The sequence below is a fragment of the Phycicoccus sp. 3266 genome (genome assembly GCF_031456495.1).
Taxonomy (GTDB): Bacteria; Actinomycetota; Actinomycetes; order Actinomycetales; family Dermatophilaceae; genus Pedococcus.
This window is the reverse complement of the sequence record NZ_JAVDUW010000001.1, coordinates 2008320-2027731: the sequence shown is the minus strand read 5'-3', so window position 1 is coordinate 2027731 and position 19412 is coordinate 2008320. Positions and strand designations below refer to the sequence as shown.

Below are 19412 nucleotides of genomic sequence, written 5' to 3'. Positions count from 1 at the left end.
ATCCACGGCACACCCCGAGCCTAGCGGACCTATTGACGTTTGACGACGGTCGTGAAAATCTCGCTATATGCAGTTCGGCACCGTCGCCATGCGCGGCACCACCACGGCCGCGGCGCGGACGTCGGACGGCTGGCGGGCGCTCCCCGCGCCCGACCTCTCCGCCTACCTCGCGGGCGGTGGTCGGCTCGACGACGGCGCCCCGCTCGGCGACGCGCTCGACGACGCCGAGGTCCTCACCCCGCTCCCCCGCCCGGGCAAGGTCGTCTGCTGCGGCCTCAACTACGGCGACCACATCCGCGAGACCGGCCGCGACCTGCCCACCCACCCCACGCTGTTCGCCAAGTACGCCGACAGCCTCGTCGGCCCCACCGACGACATCTGCCTGCCCGCCGACGTCGACGTCGACTGGGAGGCCGAGCTCGCCGTCGTCGTCGGCGACACGATCCGGGGCGCCGACCGTGCGACCGCGGCAGCCGCGATCGCCGGGTACACCGTGGCCAACGACGTCTCCGTGCGCGACTGGCAGTACCGCACGCTGCAGTGGTTCCAGGGCAAGGCGTGGGACCGCTCGACCCCGGTCGGGCCGGTCGTCGTGACACCGGACGAGGCCGACCCCTCGGCCGGGCTGACGATCACCTGCCGCGTCGACGGCGAGGAGGTCCAGCACGACAGCACGAAGACCCTCGTCTTCGATGCCGCCGACCTCCTCTCGTACATCTCGACCTTCACCGTCCTGCGCCCCGGCGACCTCGTGCTCACCGGGACGCCCGGCGGGGTCGGCACCGCGCGCGACCCGCAGCGCTTCCTCGCCGACGGCCAGGTCCTCGAGACCGAGATCGCGGGAATCGGCTTGCTGCGCAACACGATCCGCCTCACCTGACGACCGCCCGGACCCGCACACCCCCTTCCGAAGGAGCACCCGTGGAACCCGACTTCAGCAAGTACCAGCTCGAGGGCGACCCGACCCCCTGGGCGAACGAGAACGGTCTCGTCGTCCCGGTCGTCACCCGGGCCGGCTCGGAGCTGGGCGACACCGGCCAGTCCGGCGGCGCGAGCCGCATCTCCGGCGTCAGCATCCAGCACACGCCGGCCAAGCGGCTCTGGTTCGGCAAGGTGAGCAACGAGGCCGGGTACCGCTCGGTCCCCCACCACCACGGCGAGGCGGAGACCGGCGGCTACGTGCTGTCGGGCCGGGCGCGCATCTACTTCGGCGAGCGGTTCGAGGACTACCTCGACATGGAGGAGGGCGACTGGGTCTTCGTGCCCCCGTTCATGCCGCACGTCGAGTGCAACCTCGACCGCAACAACCCGCTCACCTGGATGACCACCCGGACGCCCGAGAACATCGTCGTCAACCTCCCGCAGGTCGACGACGCCGTCCTGCGCAACTGGGTGGACCGCCCGTGACCGGACCGACGTCCGAGGTGCTCGCCCGCGCCCTCGTCCTGACCCCGGCCGCGCCGCAGCACTTCGACCTCGCCTTCACCGCGACCACCCAGCCGTGCCCGTGGCCGAAGGCCTACGGCGGCGACATGGTCGCGCAGGCGGCCGCCGCCGCGATGCTCAGCGTCACCGACGGCAAGGCCATGCACTCGATGCACAGCTACTTCATGCGGCCCGTCGACATCGGTGCGCCGGTGACCTACGAGGTCGAGGTCCTGCGCGACGGCCGCGGCTACGCCACGCGGCAGGTGCGGGCGTTCCAGAACGGCAAGGCCGCCTACGCCTGCCTCGCCAGCTTCGCCGCCGGCGAGGACGGTGGCCGGTATGCCGCGCCGGCGCCGGCCGAGGTGCCGGCACCGGACTCGCTGGCCAGCTCCGCGGCACACCTCGCGGACGTCGCACCGGGCGACGGCACGACGATGACCGCGGAGTCCAGGGAGTACTGGTCGGGCGGGCGCAGCTTCGACATGCGGCACGTCCCCGGCCCGGTGTACGTCGAGGTCGACGGTGGCCGCGCACCGCAGCAGGCCGTGTGGGTCAAGCCGTTCGACGCCCTGCGTCCCGTCGACGGGCTCACCGACGCCATGCGCGACCTCGCGGCCCTGGCCTACGTCTGCGACTACACGATCCTCGAGCCCGTGCTGCGGGTGCTCGGGGTGCCGTGGGCCCAGCCGGGGCTCGTCACCGCCAGCCTCGACCACGCGATGTGGTTCCACCGCGTGCCGGGACCCGGGGTCCTCGACGGCTGGCTGCTGTACGCGCAGGAGGCGGTCGCCGCCGACGCCGGCCGTGGCGTCGGCCTCGGCCGGTTCTTCACCCCCGACGGCGAGCACCTCGCGACCGTCGTCCAGGAAGGCATGATCCGCACCAGCTCCGGAGGCTCGTGATGTCGTCCACCCCCACCCGTCCCCGACCCGGCCTGTCGCCGAGCGGTCACACCGACACCTTCGCCCGCGACCACCTGCCGCCGGCCGAGCAGTGGCCGGTGCTGGAGTTCACCACGCCGGAGCTGCAGTACCCCGACCGGCTCAACGCCACGGTCGGGCTGCTCGACGAGACCATCCGCACCCACGGCCCCGACCGCCCGGCGCTGCGGACCCCCGACGGCACGGTCTGGACCTACGGCGAGCTGCTGACCCGCACCAACCAGGTCGCCGCCGTCCTCACCGAGGACCTCGGGCTCGTGCCCGGCAACCGCGTCCTGCTGCGCTCGCCCAACACCCCGTGGACCGTCGCCGCCTGGCTCGGAGTCCTGCGTGCCGGAGGCGTCGTCGTCACGACGATGGCCGCGCTGCGCGCCCGCGAGCTCGGCCCGATCGTCGAGAAGACGCAGCCGTCCGTCGCCCTCGTCGACCACCGCTTCGTCGAGGACGTCCATGCCGTCCGCGACTCCGTGGCGCCGGGCCTGCTCGTCGTGCCCTTCGACGGCGACTCCGACGACGACCTCACCCAGCGGGCCGCCGCCAAGTCCGGCGACTTCAAGGCCGCCGACACCGCAGCCGACGACGTCGCCCTCTTCGGCCCCACCTCGGGCAGCACCGGCGTCCCCAAGATCACGACCCACTTCCACCGCGACGTCCTGTCGATCGACAACACCTTCGGCCGGCACCTCCTGCGCCTCGAGCCCGACGACGTGGTCGCCTGCACCGCGCCGTTCGCCTTCACCTTCGGGCTCGGCATGCTCGTCGTCTTCCCGCTGCGGGCCGGCGCCTGCGCACTGCTCACCGAGTCCGCCACGCCGGTCCAGCTCGCCGAGATCGTGGAGGAGCACGGGGTGACGGTCCTCGCGACGGCCCCCACGGCATACAAGCAGGTCATCAAGAGCGGCAGCCTCGGGCGGCTGCGCGGCCTGCGCAAGGCGGTCAGCGCGGGTGAGCACATCGCCCAGGACGTCTGGGAGGCGATCCGCGACGAGCTGGGGCTCAAGGTCATCGACGGAATCGGCGCCACCGAGATGCTGCACATCTTCATCTCCGCCGCCGGCGACGACATCCGGGCGGGCAGCACCGGGAAGCCCGTGCCCGGGTACCGCGCCACGATCCTCGGCCCCGACGACCGGCCCGTCCCGCCCGGCACCGAGGGCAGGCTCGCGGTCATCGGCCCCGTCGGCTGCCGCTACCTCGACGACGAGCGCCAGCTCGGCTACGTCGTCGACGGCTGGAACGTCACGGGCGACACCTTCGTGCAGGACGACGACGGCTACTTCTTCTACCGCGCCCGCACCGACAGCATGATCGTGTCCTCCGGCTACAACATCGGCGCGCCCGAGGTCGAGGCGGCGATCGACGCGCACCCCGATGTCGTCGAGGTCGGGGTCGTGGGCGAGCCCGATGCCGAGCGCGGCTCGATCGTGAGCGCCTTCGTCGTCCTGCGCGAGGGAGTGGCCGGCGACGACGCGAAGGTCCGCGAGATCCAGGACCACGTCAAGGCCACCCTCGCCCCCTACAAGTACCCGCGCCGGGTCCGCTTCGTGGACCGGCTGCCCCGCAACACCAGCGGCAAGCTCCAGCACTTCAAGCTGCGCGAGCAGGCCCAGCACGCCCAGGCCGACGCGGCCGGCAACGCACCCGAGGAGTCGTCATGAGGATCGCGGTCGTCGGCGGGGGGCCCGGTGGGCTCTACCTCGCCGCCCTGATGAAGCAGCTCGACCCGGCGCACGAGGTCACCGTCTGGGAGCGCAACGCCCCCGACGACACGTTCGGCTTCGGCGTCGTGTTCTCCGACGAGACGCTCGGCGGGATCGAGAACGCCGACACCACGATCCACGCCGCCATGGAGCGGCAGTTCGCGCGCTGGACCGACATCGACGTCACCGTCGACGGGCGGTCCTCGACGATCGGCGGGCAGGGCTTCGCGGCGATGAGCCGCAAGGAGCTGCTGCGGCTGCTGCAGGAGCGGGCGGCCGAGCTCGGCGTCGTCGTCCACTACCGCACCGAGGCGCCCGACACCGAGGAGCTGCGCGCGACGCACGACCTCGTCGTGGCCGCGGACGGCCTCAACTCCCAGGTGCGCACGCGGTATGCCGATGCGTTCGGCCCCAGCCTCGACCGCCGCCACAACAAGTACATCTGGTTCGGCACCGACCTCGTCTTCGAGGCGTTCCAGTTCATCGTCCGCAACACCGAGTTCGGGACGATGCAGATCCACGGGTACCCGTACTCCGACCAGGGCTCGACGTTCATCGTCGAGATGCACGAGGACGTCTGGCGCGCAGCGGGGTTCGACCGCACCGAGCACGAGGTCTTCCCGCCCGGGGAGTCCGACGAGTACGCCGTGCAGCGGGTCGCCGAGATCTTCGCCGACGACCTGCACGGCCACCGCATCCTGACCAACAACTCCAAGTGGATCAGCTTCACCACGGTCCGCAACGAGTCGTGGCACCACGGCAACGTCGTGCTGCTCGGCGACGCCGCCCACACCGCCCACTTCTCCATCGGGTCCGGCACCAAGCTGGCCATGGAGGACGCCCTCGCCCTGGCCGCCTGCCTGCACGAGCACCCGACCGTCGAGGCGGCGCTCACGGCATACCAGGAGGAGCGCAAGCCGGTCGTGGAGTCGACCCAGCGCGCGGCCCAGGCCAGCCTGGAGTGGTTCGAGAACATCGGGATGTACGCCGACCAGGACCACGACGCCTTCGTCTTCAACCTGCTCACCCGCTCGCGCCGCATCACCTTCGAGAACCTCAAGGAGCGCGACGCCGAGTTCGCCGCGCGCATCCAGGCGGCGTACGCCCGCGAGGTCGCCCGTGACATGGCCGCGGCCCCGGCGGCCGGCAGCGCCCCCGTGTCGTCACCGGACGAGGAGGCGCCGGCGATGTTCCAGCCGGTGCGGATCGGCGCCCTGGAGCTGAAGAACCGCGTGGTGCTGTCCCCCATGGACATGTACGTCGCGGTCGACGGCGTGCCGGGCGAGTTCCACCTCGTGCACCTCGGCTCCAAGGCCTTGGGGGGCGCCGGGCTGGTGATGTCGGAGATGACGTGCGTGTCGCCCGAGGGCCGCATCACCCTCGGCTGCCCCGGACTGTGGGACGACGAGCAGAGGGACGCGTGGGCGCGGATCACCCGGTTCGTCCACGAGCGCAGCACCGCCAAGATCGGCCTCCAGCTCGGCCACTCCGGCCGCAAGGGCTCGACCAAGCTCATGTGGGAGGGCATGGACGAGCCTCTGCCCGACGGCAACTGGGAGGTCGTGGGCCCGTCCCCGCTGCCCTACGGCGAGGCCACGCACGTGCCCCGCGAGATGACCCGGGCCGACATGGACACGGTCGTCGCCGACTTCCGCGACGCCGCCCGCCGGGGCGTCGACGCCGGCTTCGACCTCGTCGAGGTCCACGCCGCCCACGGCTACCTGCTCTCCTCGTTCCTGTCGCCGATCTCGAACGTCCGCACCGACGAGTACGGCGGCTCGCTGGAGAACCGGCTCCGCTTCCCGCTCGAGGTGTTCGACGCGGTGCGAGCGGTCGTGCCCGAGCCGGTGCCGGTCACCGTGCGCATCTCCGCGACCGACTGGGTGCCCGACGGCAACACCGAGCACGACGCCGTCGAGATCGCGCGCGCCTTCATCGAGCACGGGGCCGCCGCCATCGACGTCTCCTCCGGCCAGGTCACCCAGGACGAGAAGCCGGCGTTCGGCCGGTCGTACCAGACGCCGTTCGCCGACCGGATCCGCCACGAGGTGGCCGGCCCCGCCGGTGTCGCCGTCATCGCCGTGGGCGCCATCTCCTCCCACGACGACGTCAACTCGATCCTGCTGGCAGGCCGCGCCGACCTCTGCGCCCTCGGGCGCACCCACCTCTACGACCCGCAGTGGACGCTCCACGCCGCGGCCGAGCAGGGGTATGCCGGTCCGGCCGCCGAGTGGCCCGACCCCTGGAAGGCCGGGCGCCGGCGCCCGCCGACCTCGCGCACCGACCGGGTGCCGCCGCGGCTCGCGCTGCTGCGCGAGGGCGAGCAGGGCGAGGTCCACCTGCGCTGGCGCCCCGGCGCCGCGGGTGCGGAGAGGCACCCGGCGGGTCTCGTGCCGGCGGCACCTGAGACCGTGTCGGCGTGACCGACTCCGCCACCGAGACCGTCGTGACCGACTCCGCCACCGAGGCCGTCGCGAGCGCGACGCTGCGCTCCCGGATCGAGTGGGTCGACACCGACGCGGCCGGGATCTACCACAACAGCACCGTCACCCGGCTGGTCGAGTCGGCCGAGGCGGCACTGGTCCGCGAGCGCGGCCTCCACGGCTACTTCCCCGTGGCGCCGCGGGTCCGGTTCGAGGCCGACTTCGAGGCGCCGCTGTACTTCGGGCAGGAGGTCACGACGACGGTCCGCGTCACCCGGCTCGGGTCCTCGTCGATGACCTTCGAGTTCGAGGTGTGGGGCGAGCCGTTCGAGGGGTCGGGGCGGGTGCGCGCCGCCAGGGGTCGGTACGTCACGGTCCACCTCGACCGCAGCGGCCCCGGACCCGCGCGCAGCACGCCGTGGCCGACCGAGTGGGTGGAGCGGCTCACCACCGGCGGACCGCCGGCTGACCGCCCCACCTAGGCTGCCGGCATGGGTCGTCCCCGCCTCTCCGTCGTCATCGCGAGCACCCGGCCGACCCGCATCGGCCACCACGTCGCCGAGTGGGTGCTCGACCGGGTGCCCGACGACCTCGACGTCACCGTCCACGACCTGCGCGAGCTCGACCTGCCGTTCCTCGACGAGCCGGGTCAGCCGGCCGACGGCAACTACGCCCACGACCACACCCGTCGCTGGTCGGCGGCCATGCTCGCGACCGACGCGCTCGTCCTCGTCATGCCCGAGTACAACCGCGGCTACAACGCAGCCCTGAAGAACGCGATCGACTACCTGTACGCCGAGTGGGAGGGCCTGCCCGTGGCGTGCGTCGGCTACGGCTGGCACGGCGCGTCGTACGCGAAGTCCGCCCTGCGGCAGACCCTCGAGCGGGTGAAAATGGTCGTCGTCGACGGGCCGGGGCTGTCCTTCGAGGACACGCTCACCCTGGACGGTGTCGTCGGCGCCGGTCCCTGGGAGGAGGCCGCGCTGGCGAGCATGTTCGACGGGCTGCGCGCCGCGGCCCGGGCACCGCTCGACCGGTAGGCTGGTCCACGGTGCGTCGGGAAGGCTGGTCGACACGTCCTTCGTGCTGCCTCCCCTGAAAGGCCCCTCGTGAGCCTGACCACCAAGCCCCGCCTCTTCGCCCGCTCCAGCTGGGCCGAGGCCCAACGCGTCGCGGAGGCGCTGCGCACCGAGACGGTCGGCGGCGCGCTGCTGCTCGCCGCCGCCGTCGCGGCCCTGGTGTGGGCCAACTCGCCGTGGCACACGGCATACGCCGGGCTGCGGGACACGACGTTCGGCCCGCACGCGCTGCACCTCGACCTCACGGTCGGCCAGTGGGCCGCCGACGGGCTGCTCGCGCTCTTCTTCTTCGTCGCCGGGCTCGAGCTCAAGCGCGAGTTCCTCGTCGGCGAGCTGCGCGACCCGGCGCGCGCCGCCCTGCCCGTCGCCGCCGCCCTGTGCGGGGTTGCCCTGCCCGCCCTCGTGTATGCCGGGAGCGTCACCGTCCTGGGCGCGGGGGGCGACGCCCTGCGCGGGTGGGCCGTGCCGACCGCGACCGACATCGCGTTCGCCCTCGCGGTACTGGCGGTGATCGGGACGCACCTGCCGTCGGCGCTGCGCTCGTTCCTGCTCACCCTGGCCGTCGTCGACGACCTCGTGGCCATCACGATCATCGCGATCTTCTACACCGACTCCCTCGACCTGCCCGCGCTCGGCCTGGCGCTCGTCCCGCTGGCCGCGTTCGCGTGGCTGGTGCAGCGGCGGGTCGCCCGGTGGTGGTTGCTGGTCCCGCTGGCCGCGGCGACGTGGGCGCTGGTCCACGCGTCCGGCATCCACGCCACCGTGGCCGGCGTGCTCCTCGGCCTCGTCGTGCCGGTGCGGCCCCGGGCCCGGGTGCCCGAGCGGCTGAGCACGCTGCCGCGCGACCTCGACGTCGCCGAGCGGTTCGAGCACCGGCTGCGGCCGCTGTCCGCCGGGGTGGCGGTGCCGGTGTTCGCGTTCTTCGCCGCCGGGGTCCGCGTCGTCGGCGGCGGGCTCGGCGCCACGGCCACCGACGCCGCCGCCATCGGCGTGGTGCTCGCGCTCGTCGTCGGCAAGCTGGTGGGAGTGCTCGGCGGGACGTGGGCGTTCGCCCGGTTCACCCGCGCCGAGCTGGACGAGGACCTCGCGTGGTGGGACGTCGTCGGCCTGGCACTGCTCGCCGGGATCGGTTTCACCGTCTCGCTGCTCGTGGGCGAGCTCGCGTTCGGGGCCGGCAGCCCGCGCGACGAGCACGTCAAGCTCGCCGTGCTCGTCGGGTCGCTGGTCTCCGCGTGCCTCGCGACGGTCGTCCTGCGAGCACGCAACCGGTTGTACCGCCGGCTCGCCGAGCTGGAGACGCGCGACGAGGACGGCGACGGCATACCGGACTGCTACCAGGCCGCGCCGGATGTGGAGCCGACCTCCCGCGGCTAGGGTGGACGTGGCCCACCCGACCGGACGAAAGCGCAGGTGAAGGCGCATGACCTCCCCGCAGGACACGCCCGAACGCACCATCGGACAGCTCGTCGCCGACGCCACCCACGACGTGTCGACCATCGTCCGCAGCGAGATCGCCCTGGCCAAGGCCGAGATCACCGCAGACGTCAAAAAGGCCGGGACCGGGGCCGGGATGTTCGCCGGGGCCGCGTTCGTCGGCCTGCTCGGCCTCATCTTCCTGTTCCACACGGTCGTCGCGGTGCTCGACATCTGGCTGCCGCTGTGGGCCGCCTACCTCATCACGACGGCCCTGCTGTTCGCCATCGCCGGGATCCTGGCGATGGTCGGGCGCTCGCAGCTCAAGCGGATGAAGGGCAAGCCGGAGCGGACCATCAAGAACGCCGAGCAGACCATCGACGCCATCAAGGGCGCGTCCTGACCGCGACAGCCCCGCTGCCGTCCGTCGTCGCCGCCGTCGCCCTCACCCCGAGCCCGGATCCGAGCACCCCACGATGACCCTCGACGCGTCCCTGGCCCTGGTGGAGGGTCCCTGGGAGCACCGGTTCGTCGCGGCCAACGGCGCGCGCTTCCACGTCGCCGAGCTCGGTGAGGGCCCGACCGTCCTGCTGCTGCACGGGTTCCCGCAGTTCTGGTGGGCCTGGCGGCACCAGCTGGTCGCGCTCGCCGAGGCGGGGTACCGCGCGTGCGCCATGGACCTGCGCGGCTACGGCGCCTCCGACAAGCCGCCCCGTGGGTACGACACCCACACCTCGGCCACCGACGTCGCGAGCGTCCTGCGCTCGCTCGGCGCCTCCTCCGCCGCTGTGGTCGGCCACGGGTGGGGTGGCTGGATCGCGTGGAGCATGCCGACGCTGCAGCCGACGGTGACGCGGGCGGTGGCGTCGCTGTCGATGCCGCACCCGCTCGTCTTCCGCAAGGCGTCGTTCAGCCACGCCGGGCAGCTGCGGGCCAACGCCTACCTCGGCGGGCTGCAGCGGCCATTCGTGCCGGAGCGGCAGATGACGGTGCACGGCGGGTACGTCCAGCGGCTGCTGCGCGAGTGGGCCAGCCCCGAGGGCATCTGGCCGTCGCCGGAGGAGGCGAGGCTCTACTCCGACGCGATGGCGCTGCCGTTCGTGGCGCACTCGGCCGCGGAGTACTACCGCTGGGTGGTGCGCAGCCAGCTGCGGCCCGACGGCTGGCGGTTCGCCGCCCGCATGCGCACGCCCATCCGTGTGCCCGTGCTTCAGCTGCACGGCGAGCACGACCGGGCGGTGCTGCCGTCGTCGGCCGGCGGCTCCGAGGCGTACTGCGAGGGCCGCTTCGAGCGGCACCTGCTGCCCCGAGTCGGGCACTTCCTGCCGGAGGAGGCGCCCGAGCTCGTCAGCCGCCACCTCGTCCGCTGGCTCGACGACCTCGGCTGAGGCCGCGACCGGCGGCCGTCGCTGCCGGGTCAGCCGGCGACGCAGAGTCAGCCGGCGACGCAGGGGCCGGTGCCGACCGGGGTGCTGGCCGACGCGGCCGCGTCGAGGACGGGACGGGCCTCGTCCATCGTGAGCGCGTAGCCGGTGCGGTCGTCGTCGAGCGACTTGGCGAAGACGACGCCGACCACGCGGCCGTCGGTGCTCAGCAGCGGACCGCCGGAGTTGCCCGGGCGGACCTGCGCGTAGAGCGAGTAGACCTCGCGGCTCGTGCCGGGACGGCCGTAGATGTCCGAGCCACGAGCCTGGACGACCTCGCGGACGCGGGCGGCGTCGAGGCGGTACGGGCCGTCGAGCGGGAACCCGGCGACCACCCCACCCTGGCCCCGGCTGAGGTCCGGTCCCTGGCGCAGCGGCTGGGCCGGCAGGCCGGGCACGGCCAGGACCGCCAGGTCGCGGCGGGCGTCGAAGAGCACGACCCGGCCGGTGTAGGACCGCCCGGTGCCGTGGATCCGCAGCGTCGCGCGGGTCATGCCGGCCACGACGTGGGCGTTGGTGACGACGCGCTCGGGCGCGACGACCCAGCCGCTGCCCTCCTGCCCGCGGTTGCACGACTCGGCGACGCCGGTGATCTTGATGACCGACCCGGAGGCCTCACGCACGCCGGCCGTCTGGGCGACCGAGGGGTCGGGCGGCGCGACGGGCGTGATCCGCTCGCTCTGCAGCCCGTCGAACACGCGCGGGAAGCCCTCGCGGTCGAGCACCTCGCGGAACCCGGCGAACAGCCGGGAGGTCTGCGGCGGCACGAAGCGGTCGATCGTGGCGAGGACGCGGGACTCGCCGATGGCCTTGGCGATCGGCGCCGGGGCGCCACCGCGCAGCGCGCCCGCGATGAACCAGACCAGCACCGCGGCGGAGAGCACCACGACGACGGCACCGAGGCCGGCGTCCACGGCGCGGGCCGGGCGGATCCGCACGGCCCGGCGCAGCCGCCCACCGACAGCCACGAACGCCGCCTGCCCCACCGAGGCGAGGATGAAGACGCCGGCGATCAGCACGACCGACCGCAGCAGGGGCGAGGCGTCGAGCGCCGCCCACTGGTTGACCGCGAGCGGAAGCAGCCACATGGCCAGCGCGCCACCGGCGAGGAACCCCGCGAGGGACAGCACGCTCACGACGAGGCCCTGGCGGTACCCGGTGACGGCGTAGCTGGCGAACAGCAGGATGAGGACGTAGTCCAGGACGGTCAGTCCGAGGAACATCTAGCTCCGGCCTTCCGTCGCGGTCTGGGTCAAGGCGTCTCGTCGACCCCCCGGACGGTAGCTGTCGGGCAGCGGTCGCTCAACGTCACGGTCCCACGGAACGGTCAGACCGCCGAAATCGAGCACGGCGGACAGCAACCCGGCCGTGAAGCCCCAGATGAACAGGCCGTCGAACTCGAACCCCGGGCCCCGGTAGCCGCTGGGGTGCGTCACGGTGAAGCGCGCGGCCGGGTCGAGCAGGTGCGACAGCGGCGCCCGCACGGCGCGGTGCACCTCGCGCGGGTCCACCGCGTCGACGGGACCGGGCTCGCGCCACCAGCCCAGCACCGGCGTGACGACGAACTGCCGCGGTGACAGGTAGATGTCGGGCAGCTCGGCGACCACGTCGACCGTGGCCGGGTCGATGCCGACCTCCTCGTGGGTCTCACGCAGGGCGGCGTCGGCCGGCGTCGCGTCGGACGGCTCGCGCTTGCCGCCGGGGAAGGAGACGTCACCCGGCTGGCTGCGCAGCGTGTGCGCGCGCTGGGTCAGGACCACGTCCTCGCCGCCCCCGTCGTGCGGCCCGAAGAGGATGAGGACGCTCGACTGCCGGCCGCCCTCCTCGGGCGGCGAGAAGCGTTCGAAGTAGCCGGAGTCCGCCGCGGAGATGGCGTCGCGGGCGCGGTCGATCCAGGCCGGTCGGGTCATGCCTGCACAACGTCCGGGACGTCGCCCGGTATGCCGTCGGAGTCGCCGCGCGCGGCGCCGCCCACCGGCGCATCGGGCGACGGCACGCCGGGCAGGTCCGCGGCATACGGGTTGGCGGCGCCGGGCGCGAGCTCGAACTTGAGCAGCTTCTGCGCCTTGACCGGGTCGACCTCGCCGATGCCGTACGACGGGCACAGGGAGGCGATGGGGCACGCGCCGCACGCGGGCTTCTTGGCGTGGCAGGTGCGCCGCCCGTGGAAGATCAGGACGTGGCTGAGCATCGTCCACTCCTTGCGGGGGATGAGCTCGCCGACGACCTGCTCGACCTTGACCGGGTCCTCCTCGGCGGTCCAGCCGAAGCGGCGCACGAGCCGCCCGAAGTGGGTGTCGACGGTGATGCCGGGGATGCCGAACGCGTTGCCCAGCACCACGTTCGCGGTCTTGCGGCCCACACCCGGGAGGGTCACGAGGTCCTTCATCCGCGGCGGCACCTCGCCGTCGAAGCGCTCGACGAGGTCGGCGGCGAGCCGCATCACGGAGTTCGTCTTGGCGCGGAAGAAGCCGGTCGGCTTGAGCAGCGTCTCGAGCTCCTCGCGGTCGGCGCCGGCGAGCGCGGCCGCGTCCGGGTAGCGGGCGAAGAGGGTCGGCGTCACCTTGTTGACCATGACGTCGGTCGTCTGCGCCGACAGCACGGTGGCGACGAGGAGCTGGAGCGGGTTCTCGAAGTCGAGCTCGCAGTGGGCGTACGGGTACCGCTCGTGGAGCAGCTTGTACATCCGCCGGGCGCGCCGGGTCAGGGCGAGCGGGGTCTCCTGCGCGACGTCGCGGGCACGGGGTCCTGGCACCGGCACAGCCTACGGGCGAAGGCTGACAGGCACCTGACGACGCGAACGCCCCCGCCCGCGGCCCACCCGTCCCAGCCCCCAGGACGCGGATCTGCCCACCGCAGCGCGCTTCTCGTGGCACGCCGTCCCTCTCGTGGCACACTGTCGCCCGTGGATCACGACGTGGTGAAGAAGGCCCCGCTGTTCGCAGCCCTCGACGACGAGGCCTCGTCGACCCTGATGCGGTCGATGTCGCAGACGCGGCTCGAGCGCGGCGACGTGCTGTTCCACGAGGGCGACCAGGGCGACCGGCTCTACGTCATCCGCGAGGGCAAGATCAAGCTCGGCCGCCGCTCCGCTGACGGCCGCGAGAACCTCGTCGCGATCCTCGGTCCCGGCGAGATGTTCGGTGAGCTCTCGCTCTTCGACCCGGGGCCGCGCACCATGACCGCCACCGCGGTCGCCGAGACGCAGCTGCTCGGCCTCGGCAACGAGGACCTCAACGGCCTGCTCGAGGGTCGCCCCGGTGTGGCGAAGGTGCTGCTCGCTGCGCTGGCCCAGCGGCTGCGGCGCACCAACGAGAACCTCGCCGACCTCGTCTTCACCGACGTTCCCGGCCGTGTGGCCAAGGCGCTGCTCGACCTGTCCGCCCGGTTCGGCCGGCCGGTCGAGGAGGGCGTGCTCGTCGCCCACGACCTCACCCAGGAGGAGCTCGCCCAGCTCGTCGGCGCCTCCCGCGAGACCGTCAACAAGGCGCTGGCGGACTTCGCCACCCGCGGCTGGCTGCGGCTCGAGGCCCGCGCGGTCCTGCTCATGGACGTCGAGCGGCTCAAGCGCCGGGCCCGCTGACCCGACCACGCCCCGACTTCTTGCCCGGCAGCTCCCGAGAAGCCCGGCAAACCAGGCCCCGGCGGTCGCGCCCGGGCAAGAAGTCGGACGAGGGTGGAGGTCAGCCTGTGGCGCGCAGGTACTCCAACTGCGCCGCCACGCTCTGCGCGGCCGCGGGCCACACCTCGCGGGGCACGTCGGCATAGACGCGCTCGACCACGGCCTGCACGACGTCCGGCGCCTGCGCCGCCCCGTCCGCGAGCGCCTGGCGCACCTGCTCGAGCCGCTCCGCCCGGTGGACGCGGTAGAACGCGACCATCGCCGACGCGTCAGGCACGACCGGCCCGTGCCCGGGCAGGATCGAGGTCACGGCGCCGCCACCGGTGAGGGCGGCGAGGCGCTCCAGCGAGTCGAGGTATGCCGCGAGCTCGCCGTCGGGGTGCGCCACCACCGTGGTCCCGCGGCCGAGGACGGTGTCGCCGGTGAGCAGGGCCGAGTCGGCGGGCAGGGCGAAGGACAGCGAGTCGGACGTGTGACCCGGGGTGGCCACGACACGGAGCTCGAGGCCCCCGACCCGCACGACGCCGCCGTCGGTGAGGTCGTCGTGGCCGCGCCCCACGGCACGAGTCGGCGCCCCCGTCAGCTCGGCGAACCGCTCCGCCCCCTCGGCGTGGTCGGCGTGGCCGTGCGTCAGGATCGTCGCGCCGACCCGGGCGCCGAGCGCCTCGACCTCGGCGACGACGTGGCGCAGGTGCTCATCGTGCAGCGGCCCGGGGTCGATGACGACCGCCTCGGTCGCGCCGGGCTCGAGCAGGACCCACGTGTTCGTGCCGTCGAGGGTCATCGGGCCGGGGTTGGGCGCGAGCACGCACAGCGCGCGCTCGCTGACCCAGCCGCCGTGCCAGTCGCCGACGGCGACCGACGGGGCCGGTGGCGGGGTGGGGCTCACCGCGGCAGCTCCGCCCGCAGCACCAGCCCGTCGCCGGTGTCGACGAGCTCGGGCTGGACCCGCGCGATGCGCGGGCGCTCGGCGACGAACGCCGCGGCCGACCCGGCGGCGGCGACCTCCTCGACCGCGACCACGGTGGGCGGCAGCATCAGCGCGGCGCCGTCGCGCCAGGCGGCGACCAGCTCGGCCGGCTGCACCCAGTCGGCGACGTCCGCCTCGGACGACAGGTCGTCGGCCCGCTGCCCCTGCGGCAGCAGCGCGGAGAAGAACCGGGTGTCGTAGCGCCGGGCCTCGAACTCCGGGGTGACCCAGTGGGCGCGGTAGCCCAGCAGGTCCGAGCGCAGGACGAGGTCGTGCTCGCGCAGCACCTCCGAGAGCGAGGCGTCCCGCGACAGCAGCCGCTGGCGCTGGGCGTGCCAGTGCTCGCCGCTGACGTCGTCGATGACGACCTCGGGGGACCGGCCGGCCAGCAGGACCCCGCACTCCTCGAAGACCTCGCGCACGGCCGCGGCGACCAGCTCGCGGGCGGTGCCCTCGTCGACCTGCATCAGCGCCGCCCACTCGCCGGGCGACGGGCCGGCCCACGGAAGGTCCGGGTCGGCGTCGCGCGGGTCGACCCCGCCGCCGGGGAAGACCATCATCCGCGGGGCGAACGCCATCGTCGCGACGCGGCGCAGCATGAAGACCTCGACCCCCGCCGACCCGTCACGCACGACCATGACGGTCGCGGCGCTGCGGGGCTCGACGGGCGTCACCGGGTCCCCGGCCGCGAGCCACCGCTCCGCGCGCTCGCGCAGGGTCGGCGACTCGGCGACCGGGAACTCCCGGGTGACCATGTCGGACAGGTCAGTCGTCCTCGAGCGCGACGACGATCTCGACCTCGACCGGGGCGTCGAGCGGCAGCACGGCCACGCCGACGGCGGACCGGGCGTGGACGCCCTTGTCCCCGAACGCCTTCCCGAGCAGCTCGCTGGCGCCGTTGATGACGCCGGGCTGGCCGGTGAAGGACGGGTCGGAGGCCACGAAGCCGACGACCTTGACGACCTGGGCGACCTTGTCGAGGTCACCGACGACGGCCTTCACGGCGGCGATGGCGTTGAGCGCGCACAGCTCGGCGAGCTTCTTGGCGTCCTCGGCCGGGACGAGCCCGTGGCCGTCGCCGACCTTGCCGGTCTGGACGAGGGAGCCGGACTGCATCGGCAGCTGGCCCGAGGTGTAGATGCGTCGGCCGTCCTGCACCGCGGGGACGTATGCCGCGACGGGCGGCACGACCTCGGGGACGGACAGGCCGAGCTCGGCCAGGCGGTCTTCGACTGCGGACATGTCAGGCCTTCTCCCTCTTCAGGTAGGCGACGAGGTTGCCACCGTCGCCGGACAGGACCTGCACGAGCTCCCAGCCGTCCTCGCCCCACTGGTCGAGGATCTGCTTGGTCGCGTGCACGATGAGCGGCACGGTCGCGTACTCCCACTTCTTCATGGCTCGCAGCCTAGCCACCGCTGGCAGGATGGGTGCCATGGCCCGTGACCCCATCGAGGTGCTCGACGAACGGGCCGCCCCGCCGGCCCGTACCACGGCATACGGCGAGCACGCCGACCAGGTGTACGACGTCCGGCTGCCGGCCCGCACGACCCGCGGCCTCACGGTCGTCGTGGTGCACGGCGGCTTCTGGCGCCCGGAGTACGACCGGGCGCACGCGAGCCGGCAGGCGCAGGCCTTCGCCGACGCCGGGTACCCGGTCGCGGTGGTCGAGTACCGCCGGACCGGCGTCGCCGGCGGCGGCTGGCCGGGAACCGCCGAGGACGTCCGCGACGCCCTCGTCGCGATCCGGCGTGACCCGCAGGTCGGCGGCTCCCCCGCGGTCCTGGTCGGGCACTCCGCCGGTGGCCAGCTCGTCGCCTGGGCGGCAGCCCAGCCGTGGGCCCACGGGCTGCGTGGCGTGGTCAGCCTGGCGGGAGTCCTCGACCTCGCCCGCGGGCAGGCCACCGACGTCGGCGGCGGGGCGATCGACGCGTTCCTCGGCGGCACCCCCGAGCAGGTCCCCGGGGCGTACGCCGCGGCCGACCCGATGGGGCTCAGCCCGAACGTGCCCGCCCTCGTCGTGCACGCGCGCGACGACGACGTCGTGCCGTTCGAGCTCAGCGAGCGGTATGCCGCGGCGCACCACGGGCCGTCCGTGCGGCTGCGGCCGGTGGCGGACGGCGGGCACTACGGGTTGATCGACCCCGAGCACCCGGCCTTCGCGGAGGTCCTCTCAGCGGTCGACCTGCTCGCCTCCTAGGCTTGCCGCATGGCCCACCCCGACCTGTCCCACGTGCGGCTGCACGTCGTCACGGGCAAGGGCGGCACCGGCAAGACGACCGTCGCGTCGGCCGTCGCCGTCGCGCTGGCCCGCCAGGGGCGCCGGGTGCTGATCGCCGAGGTCGAGGGCCGGCAGGGCATCTCGCAGACGTTCGACGTGCCGCCGCTCGGGCACACCGAGACCCGGATCCTGCACGACCGCAGCGGCGGCGAGGTGTGGGGCCTGTCGGTGGACCCCAAGGAGTCGCTGCTGGAGTACCTCCAGAAGTTCTACAAGGCGGGCCGCGCGGGATCGGTGCTGGAGAAGTTCGGCGCCATCGACTTCGCCACGACCATCGCCCCCGGCGTCCGCGACGTGCTGCTCATCGGCAAGGTCTACGAGGCCGCGGGCCGGCGGGCAGGCGGTCGCGACACCCGCTCGGGGCGGCCGCACGGCGAGCTCGCCTACGACGCCGTCGTCCTCGACGCGCCGCCGACGGGGCGGGTCGTGCGCTTCCTCAACGTCAACGCCGAGGTGGCCGACGTCGCACGCGTCGGCCCGATCCGCAGTCAGGCCGACTCGATCACGCGGATGGTGCGCAGCCACACCACGGCCGTGCACGTCGTCACCCTGCTCGAGGAGATGCCGGTGCAGGAGACCGTCGACGCCCTCGCCGAGCTGCGCTCGGCCCAGCTGCCCCTCGGCGCGATCGTCGTCAACCAGGTCCGCGAGCCGCTGCTGTCCGAACCGACCCTGAAGGCCATCGGGCGCTCGCGCCCCACGACGGGCGTCGCGTCCGACCTCAAGGCTGCGGGCGTGGCCGTCACCAACGGGATGGCTGCCGCCCTGGTCACCGAGGCCCGCGAATACCGCGACCGGCTCGACCTCGAGGGGCGGCTGGCCGAGGTCGTGCAGGAGCAAGGCCGGCTCGTGGCCCGCCTGGCGTACCTGCCCGAGGGCGTCGAGGCCGGCGGGATCGCCCAGCTCGCCGCCGCCGCTGCCGAGCAGGGGCTGGTCTGACGTGGCAGGCACCGGCGGCACCCGCACGGCGAACGGCTTCGACGTCGCGTCCATGGTCCGCGACCCGGCGACCCGCATCGTGGTCTGCTGCGGCGCAGGCGGCGTCGGCAAGACCACGACCGCGGCCGCGCTCGGGCTCTGGGCGGCGGAGCAGGGGCGCAGGGTCGTCGTCCTGACCATCGACCCGGCGCGCCGGCTCGCCCAGTCCCTCGGCCTCACCGAGCTCGACAACACCCCCCGCCCGGTGTCCGGCGTCGACACCTCCATGGGCGGGTCGCTCGACGCGATGATGCTCGACATGAAGCGCACCTTCGACGAGGTGGTCGAGCAGCACGCGACCCCCGAGAAGGCGGCGCAGATCCTCGCCAACCCCTTCTACCAGGCGGTCTCCAGCTCCTTCGCCGGCACGCAGGAGTACATGGCGATGGAGAAGCTGGGCCAGCTGCGGGCGCAGGCCGACCGCGACGGCCGCTGGGACCTCGTCATCGTCGACACCCCGCCGTCGCGCTCGGCGCTGGACTTCCTCGACGCCCCCAAGCGGCTCGGCTCGTTCCTCGACGGCCGCTTCATCCGCCTCATCTCCACGCCGGCCAAGGCCAGCGGGCGCGCCGGCCTCAAGGTCTTCAGCATGGGCGTCGGCATGGTCACGAGCACCATGTCCAAGCTGCTCGGCGGCCAGCTGCTCCAGGACGTGCAGACGTTCGTCGCCGCGCTGGACACCATGTTCGGCGGCTTCCGCGAGCGGGCGGACCAGACCTATGCGCTGCTCAAGCGGCCCGAGACCGCGTTCGTCGTGGTCGCCGCCCCCGAGCGTGACGCCCTGCGGGAGGCCTCGTTCTTCGCGGGCCGGCTGGACGAGGAGGGTATGCCGCTCGCCGGCCTGGTCGTGAACCGCATCCAGCGTGTGGCGGCCGAGATCTCCGCGCCGCAGGCGCGGGCCGCGGTCGACCAGCTCGCCACGGTGGAGCCCCGGTCCGCGAGCGCCGAGGTGACCGAGGACCTGCTGCGGCTGCACGCGGACCTGGCTGAGACGGCGGAGCGGCAGGAGCGGCTGGTGCGGCGGTTCACCGCCGGGCACCCCGGCATACCCGTGGTGGAGGTGCCGGCCAGCGGTGGCGACATCCACGACCTGGACGGCCTGCGGACGATGGGCTCGGCGCTCACCGCGCGCTGAGCGCTCAGGCGGTCCGGGCG

At 73.5% G+C, this 19412-nt stretch carries 21 protein-coding genes; 14 read left to right on the top strand and 7 right to left on the bottom strand.

The window, feature by feature from the left end; all coding sequences use genetic code 11:
- Positions 1–67: 67 nt before the first annotated feature.
- From J2X64_RS09750 to J2X64_RS09705, 10 genes are all read left to right on the top strand, one after another.
- Positions 68–880, top strand: a complete 813-nt coding sequence (locus J2X64_RS09750; RefSeq protein WP_310153019.1) for a fumarylacetoacetate hydrolase family protein — start codon at positions 68–70, stop codon at positions 878–880.
- A 41-nt stretch (positions 881–921) separates the two neighbouring features.
- The gene (locus tag J2X64_RS09745) at positions 922–1407 is read left to right on the top strand and encodes a cupin domain-containing protein (RefSeq protein WP_310153016.1); all 486 of its coding nucleotides are present in this window, start codon (positions 922–924) and stop codon (positions 1405–1407) included.
- Positions 1404–2330, top strand: a complete 927-nt coding sequence (locus J2X64_RS09740; RefSeq protein WP_310153013.1) for an acyl-CoA thioesterase domain-containing protein — start codon at positions 1404–1406, stop codon at positions 2328–2330. Before J2X64_RS09745 ends, J2X64_RS09740 begins: the two co-directional genes overlap by 4 nt.
- Positions 2330–4027, top strand: a complete 1698-nt coding sequence (locus tag J2X64_RS09735) for an AMP-binding protein (protein WP_310153010.1) — start codon at positions 2330–2332, stop codon at positions 4025–4027. Before J2X64_RS09740 ends, J2X64_RS09735 begins: the two co-directional genes overlap by 1 nt.
- Positions 4024–6492: a bifunctional salicylyl-CoA 5-hydroxylase/oxidoreductase gene (locus J2X64_RS09730; RefSeq protein WP_310153007.1), complete on the top strand. Its 2469-nt coding sequence runs from the start codon at positions 4024–4026 to the stop codon at positions 6490–6492. The genes J2X64_RS09735 and J2X64_RS09730 overlap by 4 nt, the downstream gene beginning before the upstream one ends.
- Positions 6489–6974 (top strand): hotdog domain-containing protein, encoded by a 486-nt coding sequence (locus J2X64_RS09725; RefSeq protein ID WP_310153004.1) that lies wholly within the window; start codon positions 6489–6491, stop codon positions 6972–6974. Before J2X64_RS09730 ends, J2X64_RS09725 begins: the two co-directional genes overlap by 4 nt.
- Before the next feature lie 9 nt (positions 6975–6983).
- Positions 6984–7532 (top strand): NAD(P)H-dependent oxidoreductase, encoded by a 549-nt coding sequence (locus J2X64_RS09720; protein WP_310153001.1) that lies wholly within the window; start codon positions 6984–6986, stop codon positions 7530–7532.
- Between the two features lie 69 nt (positions 7533–7601).
- Positions 7602–8945 carry a Na+/H+ antiporter NhaA gene (gene nhaA / locus J2X64_RS09715; RefSeq protein WP_310152997.1) on the top strand — a complete coding sequence of 448 codons (1344 nt, stop codon included), beginning with the start codon at positions 7602–7604 and terminating at the stop codon, positions 8943–8945.
- Between the two features lie 46 nt (positions 8946–8991).
- Positions 8992–9387, top strand: a complete 396-nt coding sequence (locus J2X64_RS09710; protein ID WP_310152994.1) for a phage holin family protein — start codon at positions 8992–8994, stop codon at positions 9385–9387.
- Positions 9388–9460: 73 nt separating this feature from the next.
- Positions 9461–10372 carry an alpha/beta hydrolase gene (locus tag J2X64_RS09705; RefSeq protein ID WP_310152992.1) on the top strand — a complete coding sequence of 304 codons (912 nt, stop codon included), beginning with the start codon at positions 9461–9463 and terminating at the stop codon, positions 10370–10372.
- A 47-nt stretch (positions 10373–10419) separates the two neighbouring features.
- Here J2X64_RS09705 and J2X64_RS09700 read toward each other — a convergent pair whose 3' ends face one another.
- Genes J2X64_RS09700 through nth form a run of 3 tightly spaced genes read right to left on the bottom strand, consistent with a single transcriptional unit; the run spans position 10420 to position 13094 of the window.
- Positions 10420–11631, bottom strand: coding sequence for a MarP family serine protease (locus tag J2X64_RS09700; protein ID WP_310152989.1), 1212 nt, complete (start codon positions 11629–11631; stop codon positions 10420–10422).
- Entirely contained in the window at positions 11632–12318 is a 687-nt protein-coding gene (locus J2X64_RS09695; RefSeq protein WP_310152985.1) for a CoA pyrophosphatase, read from the bottom strand.
- Positions 12315–13094, bottom strand: coding sequence for an endonuclease III (gene nth / locus J2X64_RS09690; RefSeq protein WP_310153212.1), 780 nt, complete (start codon positions 13092–13094; stop codon positions 12315–12317). The genes J2X64_RS09695 and nth overlap by 4 nt, the downstream gene beginning before the upstream one ends.
- A gap of 219 nt (positions 13095–13313) precedes the next feature.
- On the opposite strand from nth, the gene J2X64_RS09685 reads away from it, so the two are divergent.
- Positions 13314–13991 carry a Crp/Fnr family transcriptional regulator gene (locus J2X64_RS09685; protein WP_310152983.1) on the top strand — a complete coding sequence of 226 codons (678 nt, stop codon included), beginning with the start codon at positions 13314–13316 and terminating at the stop codon, positions 13989–13991.
- A 100-nt stretch (positions 13992–14091) separates the two neighbouring features.
- Here the strand turns inward: J2X64_RS09685 and J2X64_RS09680 are convergent, their stop codons facing one another.
- The 4 genes from J2X64_RS09680 to J2X64_RS09665 are packed head-to-tail and all read right to left on the bottom strand — an operon-like array spanning position 14092 to position 16396.
- A complete protein-coding gene (locus J2X64_RS09680; protein ID WP_397444026.1) occupies positions 14092–14919 on the bottom strand; it encodes an MBL fold metallo-hydrolase in 828 nt (275 codons plus the stop codon).
- Complete coding sequence (locus tag J2X64_RS09675; protein WP_310152980.1) at positions 14916–15755, bottom strand: NUDIX domain-containing protein; 840 nt, start codon at positions 15753–15755, stop codon at positions 14916–14918. The genes J2X64_RS09680 and J2X64_RS09675 overlap by 4 nt, the downstream gene beginning before the upstream one ends.
- A gap of 10 nt (positions 15756–15765) precedes the next feature.
- On the bottom strand, positions 15766–16242 hold the full coding sequence (locus J2X64_RS09670) for a RidA family protein (RefSeq protein ID WP_310152977.1): 477 nt from the start codon (positions 16240–16242) through the stop codon (positions 15766–15768).
- A gap of 1 nt (position 16243) precedes the next feature.
- Entirely contained in the window at positions 16244–16396 is a 153-nt protein-coding gene (locus J2X64_RS09665; protein ID WP_310152974.1) for a DUF4177 domain-containing protein, read from the bottom strand.
- Between the two features lie 37 nt (positions 16397–16433).
- On the opposite strand from J2X64_RS09665, the gene J2X64_RS09660 reads away from it, so the two are divergent.
- From J2X64_RS09660 to J2X64_RS09650, 3 genes are read left to right on the top strand one after another with little or no spacing between them, the layout of a single operon-like run.
- Complete coding sequence (locus J2X64_RS09660; RefSeq protein ID WP_310152971.1) at positions 16434–17198, top strand: alpha/beta hydrolase; 765 nt, start codon at positions 16434–16436, stop codon at positions 17196–17198.
- A 9-nt stretch (positions 17199–17207) separates the two neighbouring features.
- Entirely contained in the window at positions 17208–18218 is a 1011-nt protein-coding gene (locus J2X64_RS09655) for an ArsA-related P-loop ATPase (protein ID WP_310152969.1), read from the top strand.
- 52 nt (positions 18219–18270) lie between these two features.
- Positions 18271–19392, top strand: coding sequence for an ArsA family ATPase (locus tag J2X64_RS09650; RefSeq protein WP_310153207.1), 1122 nt, complete (start codon positions 18271–18273; stop codon positions 19390–19392).
- Positions 19393–19412: the final 20 nt, after the last annotated feature.